The organism is Allobosea sp. CCNWLY174, from assembly GCF_037120455.1.
Taxonomy (GTDB): Bacteria; Pseudomonadota; Alphaproteobacteria; order Rhizobiales; family Beijerinckiaceae; genus Allobosea; species Allobosea lupini.
Map to the genome: position 1 here is coordinate 225,907 of NZ_JBBBBQ010000003.1, position 16,353 is coordinate 242,259.

Genomic DNA, 16,353 nt, shown 5'->3' on the forward strand with positions numbered 1-16,353 from the left:
ACTGAGGAAGGAGTTCGAAATGGCGCGCCCGACACGATTCGAACGTGTGACCTTTGCCTTCGGAGGGCAACGCTCTATCCAGCTGAGCTACGGGCGCTTTCCGTCGACGCTGGATAGCCGATCCCCGCTGCTTCGGCAATGCGGGAATTTGCGATGATGCGGTTCACGCTGCAGGATCGGTCCCGCACCAGACTCCCACATATCAGGTGACAGCACGGGAGGCCCGCCGATTTGGAGAACGGAGTGGACGGCTTCGAGATCGAGGAGGTCTTCACCGAGAACGGCGACCTCCTCGTGCTCTCTCTGGGGTTCGCGTCGGCGGGCGATCCGCTGGACATCCTGCATATCGCATGTGGCCGGCAGCGCGGCAGCCGTCAGCCGCCGCGGGTCGAAGACCTGCTCTACCTCGAACGCACCGATCAGGATCTGGCCTGCGATGGCCGCGAGGTGATCCGGCTGGCGGCGCGTCTCGACCATGTCGAGCTCGCGCTGAGCGAGGAAGGCGCGCGGCTGCTGCAACTGCCGCGTCTCGTCCAGTTCCGCTTCGACAGCCGTCCCGAGCTGCTTGCGATCGCGCTGGCGCAGCTGAAGGCGATGGCGGCCGCAGGACAGGATTGCATCGTCATCGACGGGCCGGCGTGACCGCCCGTCGGCGCGCGGATCCGCCTCAGGCCTGCTCCTCCTTCGGGCGCGTCGATGGCCGCAGGCGCTCGCGCAGCCCTTGGAAGACCACATAGAGCGCCGGAATCACGAAGATGCCGATGAAGGATGCCGCGAGCATGCCGCCGAAGACGGGCGTGCCGACGTCGCGCCGGGCGAGCTTCGACGGCCCTTCCGCGATCACCAGCGGCAGCAGGCCGAGGATGAAGGCGAAGGAGGTCATCATCACCGGGCGGAAGCGCAGGCGCGCGCCTTCGGTCGCCGCGTGCAGCAGCGGGTGCCCCTTCTCGCGCAGCTCCTTGGCGAACTCGACGATCAGGATGCCGTTCTTGGCGGCGAGGCCGATGAGCACGACGATGCCGATCTGGGCGTAGAGATCGAGCGTCAGCTTCGCCACGACGATCGCGATGAAGGCGCCGAGGACGCCGACCGCGACCGAGAGCAGCACCGGCACGGGGATCGTCCAGCTCTCGTAGAGCGCGACCAGGAAGAGATAGGCAAAGAGCAGCGCGAAGGCGAGGATGATCCCCGTTTGCCCCTCGGCCCGTTTCTCCTGGAAGGAGACGTCGGTCCATTCGCCGCGATAGCCCGGCGACAGGGTCTTGGCCGCGACCGCCTCCATCGCCTTCAGCGCCTGGCCGGAGGAGACGCCCGGGGCGGGCGAGCCCTGCAGCGTCACCGCCAGGCGGTTGTTGTAGCGGATCAGCGCCTGCGGGCCGACCACGACCCTGGCCTCGACGAAGGAGCGCAGCGGCACCATGTCGCCGGACTTGCTGCGGACATTGATGCGGTAGATGTCGTTGACCGAGGCGCGGTCGGTGCCCTCGGCCTGGACCTGGACCTGCCAGGTGCGGCCGAACAGGTTCATGTCGTTGACGTAGTAGCCGCCGAGCGAGGCCTGCAGCGCCTGGAAGACGTCGCTCAGGGCGACGCCGAGGATCTGGACCTTATCGCGGTCGATGTCGAGATAGATCGACGGGGCCGAATCCGAGAAGGTCGAGAACACCCGCCGCAATTGCGGGTCCTGGTTGGCGGCCACCGTCAGGCCGCGCAGCGCCTGGCCGAGCGCCTTGGCGTCGGAGGAGCCCATGTCCATCAGCACGTAGCTGAAGCCGCCGCCGCTGCCGAGGCCGATGATCGGCGGCGGCGCGACCGGGACGACATTGCCGTCGCGCACGCTGCGGAACTTCTGGGCAAGCCGGGCGATGACGGCCGAGGCCGAATCCTCCGGGCTGGTGCGCTGGTCGAACGGCTTCAGGGTCACGACGAAGAAGCCGGCATTGGGCTGGGAGTAATTGTCGATGAAGTTGAGGCCGATGATCGTGGAATAATCGGCGATCGCCCTCTCGGTCTTGAGGATGCCCTCGACCTCGGCGGCGAGCGTCGAGGTGCGGCCGATCGAGGCGCCGTCGGGCAATTGCGCGACGACGAAGAAGGCGCCCTGGTCGTCTTCCGGCAGGAAGCCGGTCGGCGTGACCCGGCCCATGGCGTAGATGCCGGCCCCGAAGGCCGCGGTCAGGGCAAGGCTGATCGCCGAGATGCGCACGAGACGCGCCACGCCGTCGCCGTAGCGGTCGCGCGTCCAGTCGATGCCGCGCATGATGTAGCCGATCGGCCCGCGCCGCGGCCCGTGATGCGGCTTCAGCAGGATGGCGCAGAGCGCCGGCGACAGGGTCAGCGCGTTGATCGCCGAGAGCACCATCGCGACCGCGACGGTGACGGCGAACTGGCGGAAGAGCTCGCCGGAAATGCCGGGAATGAAGGCGACCGGCACGAAGACCGAAAGCAGCACCAGCGTGATCGCGACGATCGGGGCGACGATCTCGCCCATGGCGCGCTTGGTCGCCTCGGCCGGCGAGAGCTCCGGATGCTCCTCCATCACGCGCTCGACATTCTCGATCACGACGATCGCGTCGTCGACGACGATGCCGATGGCGAGGACCACCGCGAGCAGCGAGACGGTGTTGGCGGAATAGCCGATGGCGTTGAGGACGATGAAGGCACCGACCAGGCTCACCGGCACGGCGATGGTCGGGATCAGCGTCGCCCTGAGATTGCCCAGGAAGATGTAGACGACGAGCACGACAAGGACGAAGGCCTCGATCAGCGTTTTCTGGACCTCGTGGATCGTGGCGGTGACGAAGGCGGTCGGGTCGTAGGTGACCTTCCAGGCCAGGCCGTCCGGGAAGGACTTCTCGAGATCGCCGATCGTCTTCTTGACCGATTCGAGGGCGGTGAGGGCGTTGGCGCCGGGCGCCTGGTAGACGCCGATCAGCACGGCCGGGCCGCCGTTCAGGCGGGTGTCGCGGTCGAGATTGGCGGCGCCGAGCTCGAGGCGCGCCACGTCCGAGAGCCGCAGCACGGAGCCGTCGGCATTGGTGCGCAGCACGATCTTGCCGAACTCCTCCGGCGACGTCAGGCGGCCCTTGGTCTGGATATTGAGCTGGAGCTGCTGGTCGTCGGAGATCGGTCGGGCGCCGATGCGACCGACCGCGGCCTGCGCGTTCTGGCCCTGGATGGCGGCGATGATGTCGCCGGTGGTGATGTTGAGGCCGGTCAGGGCGTCGGTGCGGACCCAGGCGCGGATGGCGTAGTCCTGTGCGCCGAAGAGCGATGCGTCGCCGACGCCGGCCGTGGACTTGATCGCGTCGAGCAGGTTGATGGTGACGTAGTTCGAGACGAAGAGCGTGTTGTAATTGCCCTTCGGCGCATAGACGGCGATGACGCCGAGCAGCGCCGAGGACTGCTTCTTGACGACGACGCCGCTGCGCTGGACCTCCTGCGGCAGCTTCGACAGAGCGAGCTGGACGCGGTTGTTGACGTTGACGTTGTTGATGTCGGGGTTGGTGCCGAGCTCGAAGGAGACCTGAAGCGAGTAGCTGCCGTCATTGCCGCTGACGCTCTTCATGTAGAGCATCTTGTCGGTGCCGACGATCTGGGCCTCGATCGGCTGGGCGACGGTCTGCTCGACCACCGCGGCCGAAGCGCCGGGATAGGACGCCCGCACCGAGATCTGCGGCGGCACGATGTCGGGATATTGCGCGACGGGAATCGCGAACAGGGAGATCAGGCCCGCGATCGTGGTGACGAGCGCGATGACGATCGCCAGCCGGGGCCGGTCGACGAAGACGGAGCTCAGCATGAGGTCAGCTCCGGCCGGTCGTCAGGGTCACCGGCGAGGCCAGCACCGGCACGCCGGGCCGGAGGTTCTGCAGGCCCTGGATGACGATCTGCTCGTTGCCGGAAAGGCCCTGGTCGATCGCGATATAGGAGCCGGCCTCGGCCCCGACCTTGACCCGCTTCACCACCGCCTTGCCGTCCTCGACGGCGAAGACATAGGAGCCCTGCTGGTCGGCGATCAGCGCCGATTGCGGCACCAGCACCTTCTCCTCGCTTTGAGGCGCCTGGACGCCGACGCGAACGAGCGTGCCGTCGAGGAGCTTGCCCCCCGGATTAGGCAGAGTGGCGCGGACCAGCACGGTGTCGGTGGAGCGCTCGACGGAGACGTCGACGAAATCGACCCGGCCCTTCTGGTCGTAGGTCGAGCCGTCCGAGAACTTCAGGCTGACGAGCGGGGCGGAGCCGTCCGCCGGCAGGCGGTTCGTCTTCAGCGCCAGGAATTCGCGCTGGCTGACCGGGAAGGTGACATACATCGGGTCGTCGCTGACGATCTGGGCCAGGACGCCGCTGTCGGGTCCGACGACATTGCCCTTGGTCACCTTGGTGCGGCCGATGCGGCCGGCGATCGGCGCCTTGATCTCGGTGTAGCCGAGATTGATCTGAGCGGACTTCAGATTGGCTTCGGCGACGGTCAGGTCCCCCTGCGCGCCTTTTTCCTCGGCGACGCGCTGGTCGCGGATGGCGACCGAGCCGGCATTGGTACGCAGCAGCTCCTCGGCGCGCTGGCGCTGCACCGTGGCGTTCTGGAGCGCGCCCTGGGCCTTCTCGAGCGCGCCCTGTGCCTGCTCGACCGCCGCTTCGAACGGCGCGCGCTCGATGCGGAAGAGCGGAGCCCCCTCGGCGACGGTCGCGCCGTCCTTGAACAGGACCTCTTCGAGATAGCCGGTGACGCGGGCGCGGATGTCGACACGGTTGACCGCCTCGATCCGCCCGACGAAATCGGCGGTCTGGGTGATGGCGCGCTTCTCGGCCATGACGGTGCCGACAGGGATGGCGGTGGGTGCGGGCTGCTGGGCGAGGGCGCCCGTTCCAAGCCCGAAGGCGGCCGCAAGCGCCATGACGGAGAGAGGCAAGGTCGAAGAGATCCGCTTCGTGCGTGCCATCCGGGAACGCTCAGACATCGGCCACTCCTCTTCGCCGTCTCGCTCCGCCACTGTTGTCAGCACCGGGCGCAAACCTATCCCGCGTCGATACTGTGCGTTTTCTGTCAGGAGCGCTACGGTCTTGTTACAACCGGCGGACGCGTTCGGAATGCGTGCCTTGCGACGATGCGAAGGTGCTCACGACACCCTGTCGAAGCTGTCGGCGCGGGCGAGATCCCAGTTGCGACGATAGAAGGCGTGCTCGCACAGCCCGGTCAGCAATTCGCCTGGCTGCAGGAAGACGTGCAGGTCGGAGAACAGGCGGATCTCGGTGGCGCTGACGCGGCGCACCAGATGATGCGGGCCGAGCTCTTCGGGATGGGTCAGGCCGGCCGCCGCCAGCATGTCGGCCAGCGCGTGCAGCGTGTTGGCGTGGAAGCGGTGGACGCGCTGTGCCTTGTCCGGCACGACGAGAGCCCGCTGGCGCACGGCATCCTGCGTCGCGACGCCGGTCGGGCAGCGGTTGGTGTTGCAGGACAGGGACTGGACGCAGCCGAGCGCGAACATGAAGCCGCGGGCGGCGTTGGCCCAGTCGGCGCCGATGGCGAGGACGCTGGCGATATCGAAGGCGCTGACGATGCGCCCGGCGACGCCGACCTTCACCTTGTCGCGCAGGCCGGCACCGACCAGCACATTGTGGACGAAGAGCAGGCCCTCGCGCATCGGCAGGCCGATATGGTCGCTGAACTCGACCGGGGCGGCGCCGGTGCCGCCCTCGGCGCCGTCGACGACGATGAAATCGGGCACGACCCCGCTCTCCAGCATCGCCTTGACGAGCCCCATGAACTCCCAGGGATGGCCCAGGCAGAGCTTGAAGCCGACCGGCTTGCCGCCGGAGAGTTCACGCAGCTGTGCGATGAAGGCCATCATCTCCAGCGGGGTCGCGAAGGCGCTGTGGCTCGCTGGCGAGACGCAGTCTTGCCCGACCGGGACACCGCGCGTCGCCGCGATCTCGGGGGTCACCTTCGGCGCCGGCAGGATGCCGCCATGGCCGGGCTTGGCGCCCTGGCTGAGCTTGATCTCGATCATCTTGACCTGAGGGTCGACGGCCTGTCTTGCGAAGCGCTCGGGATCGAAGCGGCCCTTGTCGTCGCGGCAGCCGAAATAGCCGCTGCCGAGTTCCCAGACGATGTCGCCACCGCCCTCGCGGTGATAGGGGCTGATGCTGCCCTCGCCGGTGTCATGGCTGAAGCGGCCGAGGCGAGCGCCGGTGTTCAGCGCCCGGATGGCATTGGCCGAGAGCGAGCCGAAGCTCATCGCCGAGATGTTGAAGACGGACGCCGAATAGGGCTGCCGGCACTGGTCGTTGCCGATGGTGATGCGAAAGCTCTCGGGATCGGAGACCGGCGCCGGCCGGGTCGAATGGCCGATGAACTCGTAGCCTTCGCGATAGACGTCGAGCAGCGTGCCGAACGGGTGATCGCCGGCGAGGTTCTTGGCGCGGCGATAGACCAGCGAGCGCTGCGACCGCGAGAACGGCGCCGCCTCCTCGTCGGCCTCGAACAGGTATTGGCGCAGCTCTGGCCGGACCAGTTCGGCGAACCAGCGGATATGGCCGATCACTGGATAGTTGCGCCGGATCGCGTGCTCGGTCTGGGAGAGGTCCCAGAGGCCGATCAGCGCCAGCGCCAGGGCCAGCAGGCCGGGCAGCCAGAGCCAGGGATGGCTGAAGGCCAGCGGGATCGCCACGAGCGCGACGAGCATGCAGAGGGTGAGGGTGCTGAAACGGCTCAGTCGCAACGTCATATTCAAGGCCCATCCGAAGGAGGACGCTATCTCCCCGTAGTCTCGAGCCGGTGTAAAGGCATCTTGGCCCGGCGCCGGGACGTGATCCGGGCTCCGGCCTGTCGTCAGCCATGGCCGTAGGCATCGGCGCCGTCTTCGCTCGCTGGCTCCTGCTTGTCGAAGGCTTCGAGCCAGCGCGACAGGCCGGGCAGCGGCGGGCCGGCCCGCAATTGCCGCAAGCTGACACGCACGGTGTGGCGGGCGAATTTGTTTGCCGGCTCGCGGAAGCTCGCGGCGTCGGAGTCGGAGCGGATCGCTGTCACCACCTGTTGCTTCAGCGCCGTCAGCTCCGGGTCGCCGGTCGCGGCGAGGAGCGCCTGGAAACGCTCATGTGCCGCGTCGTCCCAGGGCCGCGGCCGGCCCATCGCATCCTTCAGCGGATGGGCCGGGACGAGATGGGCAAAGGGGACCCAGCCCTCCGGAACCGGCTCGGTCGCCGCATGGGTGCGGCCGCTGCGCAGCAATTGCGGCAGGACATGGGTGTGCGGCCCTTCCGGGCTCTTGCCGTCGGCCGGCGGGATCGGCTGGTAGACCTCGCAGCGGCCTGGACGCGCGATGAAGACGCGATGCGGCCCCTTGGCGACGATCGCGCCCATCGCCGGAATGCCGGCCTCGAACAGGCTCCTGCCGGCGGCGGAGCGCAAGGTCGCGATCAGCGCGGGATCGCCGGTGCGGATGCAGATGTCGACCTGCAGCGTGCCAAGGCCCATGTCGAACAGGATGTCGCCGGTGTCCTGTGGCCGCAGAGCCGCTTCGTCGGGCCCGAGCTCGGTCAGGACGCTGCGCCGGTTCATCGCGCAGCAGGCTTCCGGCAGGCAGAGCGCGACGCGATGGCTCCAGCCCTGGCCGACCGCGGTCTCCGAGGCGACGAGCCTGACCTCAGAGAGATCGTCGAAGCCGATGCCGCCGCGAGCGGTGACGGCGAAGAGCCGGCCCGGCCCGTCGCCGAAATCGACCGGCTCATCGGGATCGCGCAGGAATTCGGCAATGGCGCCGAAGGTGCCGAGAGACCACTGCGTCGTCTGGGTGGCGAGTTCCTGATGGATCAGGCTGGTCACGTCGTCTGCCGTCATCGGCTGGCTTCCTCATTGGTCAGGGCCTGCCAGGGCAGGACGAAATCCTCGCCATCACGCTTGCCGCGCGCGACCGCGATGCCGAAGGCGCGAGCGAGGTAGCCGTCGTCGAGCACCGTGGCCGGCGGCCCATCGGCGAGGATGCGCCCGCTTTCGAGCAGGACGAGCCGGTCGCAGAAGCGCCCGGCCAGCGAAAGATCGTGCAGTACGACGACGACGCCGGTGCCGGCAGCGGCGATGCGCCTGAACAGCGCCATTGCCTCAAGCTGATGGCGCGGGTCGAGCCCGACCAGCGGCTCGTCGGCGAGCAGCATCTCCGCTTCGACCGCCAGTGCCCGCGCCAGCAGCACGCGCATGCGCTCGCCACCCGAGAGGCTACCCAGGCTGCGCTCGCGAAAGGCGCTGGCATCGGCCGCGGCGAAAGCGTTGGCGATCGCGGCGCGATCGGCCTCGGTGAGGTCGGCGAAGGGGCGCCGATGCGGCAGGCGGCCGAGCGCGACGACGGCTTCCGCCCACATCTGCCATTGCACGTTGCCGCCCTGAGCGAGGAAGGCGAGCCGCTGTGCCAGTGCGCGGCGTCCCAGCGTCCTGGCGGGCTTGCCGTCATAAAGGACCGTGCCTGCTGCTGGCGGCAGCAGGTCGGCTAGGATGCGCAGCAAGGTGGTCTTGCCGGCGCCATTGGCGCCGATCAGGCCGACGAGCTTGCCCGGCCGTAGCGCAAGATCGATCCCGGTGAGGATCGGCTTGCCGTCGAAGGCGATCGCGATGCCGTTCGCTTCAATACGCATCACGCCTCCCGCCGCAGGCGCTGGATCAGGCTGAACAGGAAGGGCGCGCCGATCAGCGCGGTTACGACGCCGAGCTTGAGTTCGGGCCGGATCGGCATGAGTCGCAGCGCCGTGTCGGCGGCGAGCAGCAGGATCGCGCCGCCGAAGCCGCTGACCAGCAGGAGCCGGCCGGGCTTGTGGCCGACTAGCGGGCGTAAGAGGTGCGGCACGACGAGCCCGACGAAGCCGATCGCGCCGGTGACGGCGACGGCGCTGCCGACGGCGAGGGCCGCGCCGCCGATCAATCGCACCCGCAGCCAGGTCAGGTCGAAGCCGAGGCTGCGCGCGGTGTCCTCGCCGAGCGTGAGGCCGTCCAGCGCCGGCGCGGACGAGAGCAGCAAGGCCCAGCCGACCAGCATCAGCGGCAGCACCAGCCAGACATGGACCAGGCTGCGATCGGCGAGCGAGCCCATCAGCCAGAACACGATCTCCAGCGCGGCATAGGGGTTGGGCGCGAGATTGAGGGCGAGCGAGGTCATCGCCCCGGCGAAGCTGTTGATGGCGACGCCGGCGAGGATCAGCGTCATCGTGCCGGCGCCGCGGCCATTGAGGGCAAAGAGCAAGAGGACCGCGAGCAGCGCCCCGGCGATGCCGCCAAGCGGCAAAGCGAGCGCGAAGGCTCCCGCAAAGCCGGAATAGAACACGGTGACGGCGCCGAAGGCGGCGGCGCTGGAGATGCCGACGATGCCGGGCTCGGCCAGCGGGTTGCGCAGCAGCCCCTGCATCGCAGCGCCGGCGAGGCCCAGGCTGAAGCCGACCAGCGCGCCGAGGATGGCGCGCGGCAGGCGCAGTTCGACGAGCACGAGCGCGGGCAGGCTCTGCCGGCCGGCGAGCCAGTCGCTGAGCGCGGCGACAAGGTCGAGCCGGGCATAGCCGACGGCGAGAGACAGCGCCGCCATGGCGAGCGTCGCGGCAGCGAGCAGGGCGATGAGCCGCCAATAGGACATCCGTTCGGATGTGGACGATGGCATGGCAGCGCTGCTCATGGGCTTTTCCCAGCTGTCGTCGGCGCGCTTGCGTCGAGCAGCAGTTCGATCGCGTCGATCACCGCCGGGCCGGCGCAGGTCCAGAGCTTCGAGGGCAGGGCGACGAGCTTCAGCCGGTCGCCCAGGCGGGCGAGGACCGGGTGATGCAGGATCTCGTGCGCCAGCGAGGGCGGGCCGTCCGGCGTGGTGTTGAGGATCAGGATATCGGCCTTGCCGAGCGCGACGGTTTCGAGCGCGATCTGGCCGTAACTGTCGATGCCGAGCTCGGCGGCGAGGTTGGTCAGCCCCGCTGCCATCAGGATCTCGTCGACGAGCGAGCCGCGCCCGGTTGTGAAGCCGTTCGGGCGCAGCACGATCGCACGCGGATGCGCCGGGCGAGGGCGATCCGCCAGCGCGGCGAGACGCTTGTCGATCTCCGCGATCAGGGCTTCGCCGTTCTGTTGCTCGCCGAGCAGGTTCGCCATGTCGCGGATCTGCGCGCGCATCTCGGCAAGGTTCCCCGGCACGCCGAATTCGCGGACCTGCACGCCGACGCGCTTCAGCAGCGCGACGGTCGAGCGTGTCGTATAGGCGCCGGCGATCACGAGGTCTGGCTTGTGCGCCAGCACCTCCTCGACCAGCCCGTGATTGGCCGGAATGCTGCGGGCGCGCGCAGCCATGTTGGCGCTGCGCGGGTCCTGCGACAGCCAGGTCACCGAGGCGATGTGTTCCGGCGATGCCAGCCGCAGCACCAGCTCGTCGGTGCACATGTTGAGCGAGACGATGCGCTGCGGCTTCGCGGGGATGTCGTCGGCGTGGGTGGCGGCATTCGCGACCACCAGGCAGAGAATAGCCGCACTCAGACGGAGAACGGTCTGCTGAAGAGTCGTCAGTATGCGATGGCGGCAAGAGTATCCGCGGGGAACCCCTCTCCCGGATGGGATAGGGGTGAGGGACCGCCGCTGATTATTGGCGCGCGACGGCGCCGCTGCGACTTCAATGGGCGAGGGCAGGCCCTCATCCCTGCCCTTCTCCCACACGGGAGAAGGGTTCCCCGCGTTCTTCATCGGACGACCCGCGTCATCTTTCGCCGCAAGGGCGAGCATGACTGCGGAGCTCGACAGCCTCACAGGCTCACCCTGATCCCGCCGAAGGCGCTGAGGCCCGGCACCAGGAAGCCGACCGGGTTCTCGTAGCGCTTGTCGAACAGGTTATCGACGCGGCCGAACACGGTGAGCTTCTCGTCGACCTTGTAGTCGGCGGCGAGGTTGACGATGGCGGCGCCCGGCGCGCGCATCCTGGAGATCGAGAAGTCGCGGTTCCCATCCATGCGCTCGCCGACATAGATCAGCGTCGCCGACAAGGTCAGCTTCTCGATCGGCACCCAGCTCGCGGTGATGCTGGCCTTGTGGCGTGGCCGGCGCAGCAGCTCCTGATGCGCGGTCTCATCCTTGGCGAGGGTGAAGGTGTACTCGGCGCGGACCTTGAACTGCGGCGTCAGTTCCAGCGCCGCGAAGGCCTCGACGCCCTTGGTCGTGGCGCGGCCGATATTCGTATAGGAGGTGCGCGCGGCGTTGGTCAGGATCAGGTTGTCGATGTCGTTGTGGAAGTAGGTCGCACCGACATTCACCTGCCCGTTCACCAGCGGCTGCTCGAAGCCGACATCCCAGCCGCGGCTTTCCTCCGGCTTGAGGTTCGGGTTGCCATAGAAGTTGAAGGCCGGGCGGGAATCGCTGAAGCGTTCGCTCAGCGTCGGCGCCTTGAAGCCGGTGCCGTAGCTCGCCTTCAGCTTGGTGTCGGTGCCTGGCACGATGAAGACCGGTGCGATGCGATAGGTGGTGTGGCCGCCGAACTTGTCGTCGTCATCGTAGCGGATATTGGCGGTGGTGAAGAAGCGGTCGGTCCAGTTCGACTGCAATTCGACGAAGGCGCCCCGGTTTCCGTTCGAGACGGTCTTGTTGGGCGTGTCGAAGCGTTCGTTCTCGTATTGCAGTCCCATCACCAGTGTCTGGCTCCGGGTGAGCTTCAGGTCGCCGCGCCAGTCGTATTTGATGCGCTCGCCGAGGTTCTCGGTCGGCACGTCGAGGATGCCGAAGGCGTTAGGCCGGCGATTGGAGCGATCCTGGTTGCTGTAGGAGACGCCGAAGCGGTTGACGAACTGCCCGCCCAGCGGGTCCCAGACGATCTCGCCGCGGGTGAAGGCCTGGCGATAGTTCTGGCTGGATCGGAAGCTGCTGGGCAGGCTCGGGAAGCCGGAATCGCCGGTGAACAGCAATTGCCCGTCGATATAGCGACCGACCCAGTTGACGCTCAGCGTGTCGGACAGCCTGGCGCCGAGGCGGGCGGAATAGCTCCAGTTGTCATAGGAGTTGGGATTGCGCCGCCGGCCGGCGGGAACCAGGTCCGGTGGTGTCACCGGTGTCGAATCCGCCCGGAAATGGCTGATGCCGAAGGCATAGTCGAAGCGGTCGTCGCCGCCGCTGACCCCGAGGCTCTTGTTGAAGGTGCCATAGGAGCCGGCTTCGACCGAGCCGGTCACCTTGGGCGGCCCCTCGCCGCGCTTGCTGGTGATCGAGATCACGCCGCCCAGCGCATTGGCGCCATAGAGACCGCTCTGCGGGCCGCGCAGCACCTCGATGCGCTCGATGTCGGTGGTCAGCATCTGGCCGAAGTCGAAGGAGCGGTTCGGCGTCGAGGGATCGTTCACCTCGATCCCGTCGATCAGCACCTTGACGTGGTTGGAGTTGGTGCCGCGCATGAAGACCGAGGTGAGCCCGCCCGGCCCGCCGGTCTGGACGATATTGAGGCCGGGGACGGCGGCGAGCGCCTGCGGCAGGGTGCGGCGCTGCTCGCGCTCGATCTCCTTGGCGGTGACGACGGTGACGGAGCTCGCGATCTCCCTTGCCGGGGTCGGAACGCCGGTCGGGCTGATCACGATCTCGTCGAGCGCGATCGGCTTCTCGCCCGACTGCGCCAGCGCGGAAAGCGGCGTTAGCAGGGTCGAGGCGGCGAGCAGGGGGAAGGCAACTGAGAAACGCCCGCTCCTGGCGGGCTTTGGCAAACGGAACACGGGAAACCTCGGCGGTAACGTCAGTGGCACGTCACCGCGAACGAGATGTCCCCACCCGCTCCCGAAACCGGGCGCGCGCAGTTCTACCACCCATCAGCGCACCCCGGCCGATGTGTTCGCGTGTGACCACGGCTGACGGCAGGTCTCCTGGCTCGCGGGTCGCTGCCCTTCGCCGCCTTCCCAGGGCCGAGGTCCCAGTGGCGTATGGCGAAAGGCTCGCCGCTTACAGTTGCGGGGGCAGCCGCAGCATGAGATGGCCAGGCCATCCGCACTGCGTTCCCTTTTGATCCCGTGAGGGAACCGTCACGTTCACGAGTAGGGCGGACGAGCCGCAACGTCAATTCGCTTGCCGCCTTCGCGACGAGGTCGGTTATTCAGCCGCCTTGAGCGGGCGCTTCGGACGCGGTTTGACGGCGGGTTGAGGGGCCTGCGCATAGGGCGCCAGGATCGCCATGATGTCCCGTTCGCGCGGCTTGGCCTCGGCTACCAGCGCGCGCTCCGCCACCGAATCGAGATGACTGTGCATCAGTCTCGTGACTTTTTCGACGTCGCCGGTCGTGAGGGCGTCGATCAGCAGGCGGTGCTCGTTAACGCCGCATTCCGAGGAATGCGGCCGGCTGTACAGCGACAGGATCAGGCAGCAGCGATAGGACAGCTCGCTGACATAGCGGATGAGGATCGGGCTCTCGGTCATCTCTGCGAGCAGGATGTGGAACTCGGTCGCGAGCCGGATCGAGACCGCGTCGGGCCCGCCACGCGCCTCATCCTCGGAGTCGACATGGGCCCGCAGCGTCGCAAGCTGCGCTTTGGTCAGCCGGCCGGCGAGCTGGCGCACGACGAGCCGCTCCAGCTCGATGCGGATGTCGAAGGTGTCGCGCGCCTCCTGCCAGCTCGGCGTCGCCACAACGGCGGAGCGATTGCGGCGCAGTTCGACCAGCCCTTCGGCAGCGAGCTGGGCCAGCGCATGGCGCGCCAGCGTACGGCTGACACCGAAGCGTTCGCCGAGCGCATCCTCGGGCAAGGCCGCGCCGGGCTCGAGCGCGCGCTCGATGATCGCGCGGCGCAGCGCCCGGCAGATCATCCCGGCCTTGTCCGATGCGCCGTTTCCGGCCTCTTCCCGCGCCATTGCCGATACCAGTGGTTGAACGTCCTTCGTCTTAGCGTCTGCGCCTTGCAGTTCGCAATGCAGATTGGGATGCCGGGGAACCGGGCAGCCCCTCTAACGTTCATAAGGCGACCCAATGCGGGCCGGGGGGCTTCGCCATGACAACGACACCGGCTCCGAGCCGAAGGGGGGTCCAGCCAGAGGCGGGCGCCATCGCTGCGGCCGACCTGGCCGGGGCGGACATCGTCAAGGTGGCGGCGGCGCTCGTCTCGGCTGCGGTGATCATCGCAGCACTCTACTACGGGCAGGACATCCTGATCCCGCTCGCTTTCGCCTTCCTGATCGGCTTCGCGCTCAATCCCCCGGTGCTGTGGCTGCGCCGGCGCGGGCTGCCCAAGGTGATCGCGATCGTGGCGGTGATGACCGTCGTGCTCGTCCTGCTCGCCGGCCTCTTCCTCGTGCTGGGAACGCAGGTCCGTTCGCTCGGCGAGCAACTGCCGAGCTATCAATCGACCATCCACAACAAGCTCAACGATCTCAAGGCGCAGTTCAGGGCGCCGGGGATGCTCGATGGCGCGCTCAACGCGATCGCGTCCCTGCAAAAGGAAGTCGAATCGGTGCAGGGCGCCGGTGCTCAGCGGGTCGAGATCGTGCCAGCGCCGGGCACCCAGATGCAGGTCGCGCTGGTCTGGCTCGGCCGTGTGCTCGAACCGCTGGCGACGGCCGGTATCGTCCTCGTCTTCGTGGTGCTGGCACTGCTTGACCGGACCGACCTGCGTGACCGGCTGCTGCGCATCCTTGGCGGCAACCTGCACCGCTCGACCGATGCGATCGAGGATGCCGGCAGGCGGATCAGCCGCTATCTTCTGATGCAGCTCGTGGTGAACACGACCTTCGCCATCCCGCTGGCGCTCGGCCTGTGGCTGATCGGCGTGCCCGGTGCGCTGCTCTGGGGCGTCGTCGCAGCCGTGCTGCGCTTCGTGCCTTATCTTGGCGCGCTGATTTCCGCGGTCTTTCCGCTGGCGCTGGCGTTCGCGGTCGATCCCGGCTGGCACATGGTGCTGTGGACGCTGGCGCTGATCGCGGGGCTCGAGCTCATCAGCAACAATATCGTCGAGCCGATGCTCTACGGCACCAGCACTGGCCTCTCGGCGATCTCGCTGATCGCCGCCGCGACATTCTGGACCGCGCTCTGGGGTCCGGTCGGCCTGATCCTGTCGACGCCGCTGACGGTGTGCCTATTGGTCCTCGGCAAGACCCTGCCGCAATTGCAATTCCTCGACACCCTGCTCGGCTCGGTGCCGGTGCTTAGTCCGACCGAACGCATCTACCAGCGCCTGCTCGCGGGCGATGTCGACGAAGCCATCGAGATCGCCGAAAGCGAGATCGAGACGCTGGCGGTGGTGCCCTTCTATGACGCCGTCGGCGTCGCGGTCCTGCGCCTCGCCAGCGACGATTACGGTCGGCAGGCTACTGCGGCGCACCGGCTGCGCATCGCGGAGGGGATGGAGGCGCTGCTGGAGGAGTTGCGCGAGGCTCATCCCGCCGCGGCTGCCGAGGGCTTGGCCCCCAAGGTGGTCTGCATCGGCGGCAAATGGGAGATCGACGGGATCGCCGCGCAGATGCTGGCCCATGCACTCGATCTCGAAGGCATCCCGGCGCAGGTGCGCAGGATCGCCCATGTCACGACGGGCGCAGTCGCCAGGCTCGATCTCGACGGGGTGCCGATCGTCTGCCTCAACTATTTCAGCGGCGAGCCCGACAATGCCGCCCGGCAGTTCTGCCGGCGCCTGCGGCAGCGCTGGCCGGAGTTGAAGATCGTCGTGGTTCTCTGGACCGTGCCGCCCGAGAGGCTGGCAGGGCAGGCGAGCAAGGGGATCGGTGCAGACGAGATTGCGGCCTCGATCCAGGAGACGATCGGCCGGGTCCAGCGCCTATTGCCAGAGACAGCGAGCGAACCGGCTGTGGCAGCGATGCCGGCCGACGATGCCGAGCGCGTGGCGGCGCTCCAGGGCACGGCGTTTCTCGACGAGGCGCTGCGCGACGATCTCGATGCGATCGCCAAGCGCGCGGCCGATGCCTTCGACGTCGACGTGGCGATGATCTCGGCGATCGATGCCGAGCAGGAGATCGTCATCGGCGGCAGCAGGGAGCTCTCCGGTTTCGGCCGGGACAAGACCGGACGGCCGACCCTGCCACGCCGGGCGGCGATCTGCGACCATGTCGTGGCCAGCGGCGAGACGTTGGTCGTCGCCGATACCGAGCGCGATGCCCGCTTCACCGACAATCCCGTCGCCAAGGCTTGGGGGTTGCGCTTCTACGCCGGGGCACCGCTGCGCTCGTCCGACGGCCATGTGCTGGGAGCGCTCTGCATCCTCGATGCGGAAGCCCGCAATCTCGACCAGCGCGAACGCGAGCTGCTTGAGAAGCTCGCGGCCGATGTCGTCGAGACGATCAGCCGCGCTCGTGCCGGCAGCTCGCGACAGCAGTCCGGCGAGCCGGAAACCGAGGCAAGCGCGACCGTCGCGCAGCAGGTCCCGGACTGA

11 protein-coding genes, 1 tRNA gene and 1 riboswitch are annotated in these 16,353 nt (G+C 68.0%); of the genes, 2 read left to right on the forward strand and 10 right to left on the reverse strand.

Translation table 11 applies throughout. The features are described from left to right. Positions 1-20: 20 nt before the first annotated feature. A tRNA-Arg gene (locus tag V7S63_RS12050) sits at positions 21-97 on the reverse strand. 146 nt (positions 98-243) lie between these two features. Here V7S63_RS12050 and V7S63_RS12055 point away from each other — a divergent pair. Beyond that, the gene (locus V7S63_RS12055; protein ID WP_336530388.1) at positions 244-642 is read left to right on the forward strand and encodes a hypothetical protein; all 399 of its coding nucleotides are present in this window, start codon (positions 244-246) and stop codon (positions 640-642) included. A 25-nt stretch (positions 643-667) separates the two neighbouring features. On the opposite strand, the gene V7S63_RS12060 is transcribed toward V7S63_RS12055, so the two are convergent. From V7S63_RS12060 to V7S63_RS12100, 9 genes are all read right to left on the reverse strand, one after another. After that, positions 668-3,802: an efflux RND transporter permease subunit gene (locus V7S63_RS12060; RefSeq protein ID WP_336530389.1), complete on the reverse strand. Its 3,135-nt coding sequence runs from the start codon at positions 3,800-3,802 to the stop codon at positions 668-670. A gap of 4 nt (positions 3,803-3,806) precedes the next feature. Further along, positions 3,807-4,961 (reverse strand): efflux RND transporter periplasmic adaptor subunit, encoded by a 1,155-nt coding sequence (locus V7S63_RS12065; protein ID WP_336530390.1) that lies wholly within the window; start codon positions 4,959-4,961, stop codon positions 3,807-3,809. Positions 4,962-5,120: 159 nt separating this feature from the next. Then, a complete protein-coding gene (locus V7S63_RS12070) occupies positions 5,121-6,728 on the reverse strand; it encodes an FMN-binding glutamate synthase family protein (RefSeq protein ID WP_336530391.1) in 1,608 nt (535 codons plus the stop codon). 104 nt (positions 6,729-6,832) lie between these two features. After that, complete coding sequence (locus V7S63_RS12075; RefSeq protein ID WP_336530392.1) at positions 6,833-7,840, reverse strand: DUF6925 family protein; 1,008 nt, start codon at positions 7,838-7,840, stop codon at positions 6,833-6,835. Beyond that, positions 7,837-8,628, reverse strand: coding sequence for an ABC transporter ATP-binding protein (locus V7S63_RS12080; protein ID WP_336530393.1), 792 nt, complete (start codon positions 8,626-8,628; stop codon positions 7,837-7,839). The genes V7S63_RS12075 and V7S63_RS12080 overlap by 4 nt, the downstream gene beginning before the upstream one ends. After that, entirely contained in the window at positions 8,628-9,653 is a 1,026-nt protein-coding gene (locus V7S63_RS12085) for a FecCD family ABC transporter permease (RefSeq protein WP_442896458.1), read from the reverse strand. Before V7S63_RS12085 ends, V7S63_RS12080 begins: the two co-directional genes overlap by 1 nt. Further along, entirely contained in the window at positions 9,650-10,471 is an 822-nt protein-coding gene (locus V7S63_RS12090; RefSeq protein WP_336530394.1) for an ABC transporter substrate-binding protein, read from the reverse strand. Before V7S63_RS12090 ends, V7S63_RS12085 begins: the two co-directional genes overlap by 4 nt. 287 nt (positions 10,472-10,758) lie before the next feature. Further along, positions 10,759-12,702 carry a TonB-dependent receptor plug domain-containing protein gene (locus V7S63_RS12095; protein WP_336530395.1) on the reverse strand — a complete coding sequence of 648 codons (1,944 nt, stop codon included), beginning with the start codon at positions 12,700-12,702 and terminating at the stop codon, positions 10,759-10,761. A 120-nt stretch (positions 12,703-12,822) separates the two neighbouring features. Continuing rightward, positions 12,823-13,022, reverse strand: a riboswitch (cobalamin riboswitch). A gap of 50 nt (positions 13,023-13,072) precedes the next feature. Further along, a complete protein-coding gene (locus V7S63_RS12100; RefSeq protein WP_336530396.1) occupies positions 13,073-13,828 on the reverse strand; it encodes a GntR family transcriptional regulator in 756 nt (251 codons plus the stop codon). A 137-nt stretch (positions 13,829-13,965) separates the two neighbouring features. On the opposite strand from V7S63_RS12100, the gene V7S63_RS12105 reads away from it, so the two are divergent. Continuing rightward, a complete protein-coding gene (locus V7S63_RS12105; protein WP_100961863.1) occupies positions 13,966-16,353 on the forward strand; it encodes an AI-2E family transporter in 2,388 nt (795 codons plus the stop codon).

Bases quoted from the DNA above. Each gene is read 5' to 3' on its own strand.
- V7S63_RS12070 (WP_336530391.1), bottom strand. From the start codon at position 6,728: ATGACGTTGCGACTGAGCCGTTTCAGCACCCTCACCCTCTGCATGCTC.
- V7S63_RS12065 (WP_336530390.1), bottom strand. From the start codon at position 4,961: ATGTCTGAGCGTTCCCGGATGGCACGCACGAAGCGGATCTCTTCGACC.
- V7S63_RS12080 (WP_336530393.1), bottom strand. From the start codon at position 8,628: ATGCGTATTGAAGCGAACGGCATCGCGATCGCCTTCGACGGCAAGCCG.
- V7S63_RS12105 (WP_100961863.1), top strand. From the start codon at position 13,966: ATGACAACGACACCGGCTCCGAGCCGAAGGGGGGTCCAGCCAGAGGCG.
- V7S63_RS12085 (WP_442896458.1), bottom strand. From the start codon at position 9,653: ATGAGCAGCGCTGCCATGCCATCGTCCACATCCGAACGGATGTCCTAT.
- V7S63_RS12075 (WP_336530392.1), bottom strand. From the start codon at position 7,840: ATGACGGCAGACGACGTGACCAGCCTGATCCATCAGGAACTCGCCACC.
- V7S63_RS12100 (WP_336530396.1), bottom strand. From the start codon at position 13,828: ATGGCGCGGGAAGAGGCCGGAAACGGCGCATCGGACAAGGCCGGGATG.
- V7S63_RS12060 (WP_336530389.1), bottom strand. From the start codon at position 3,802: ATGCTGAGCTCCGTCTTCGTCGACCGGCCCCGGCTGGCGATCGTCATC.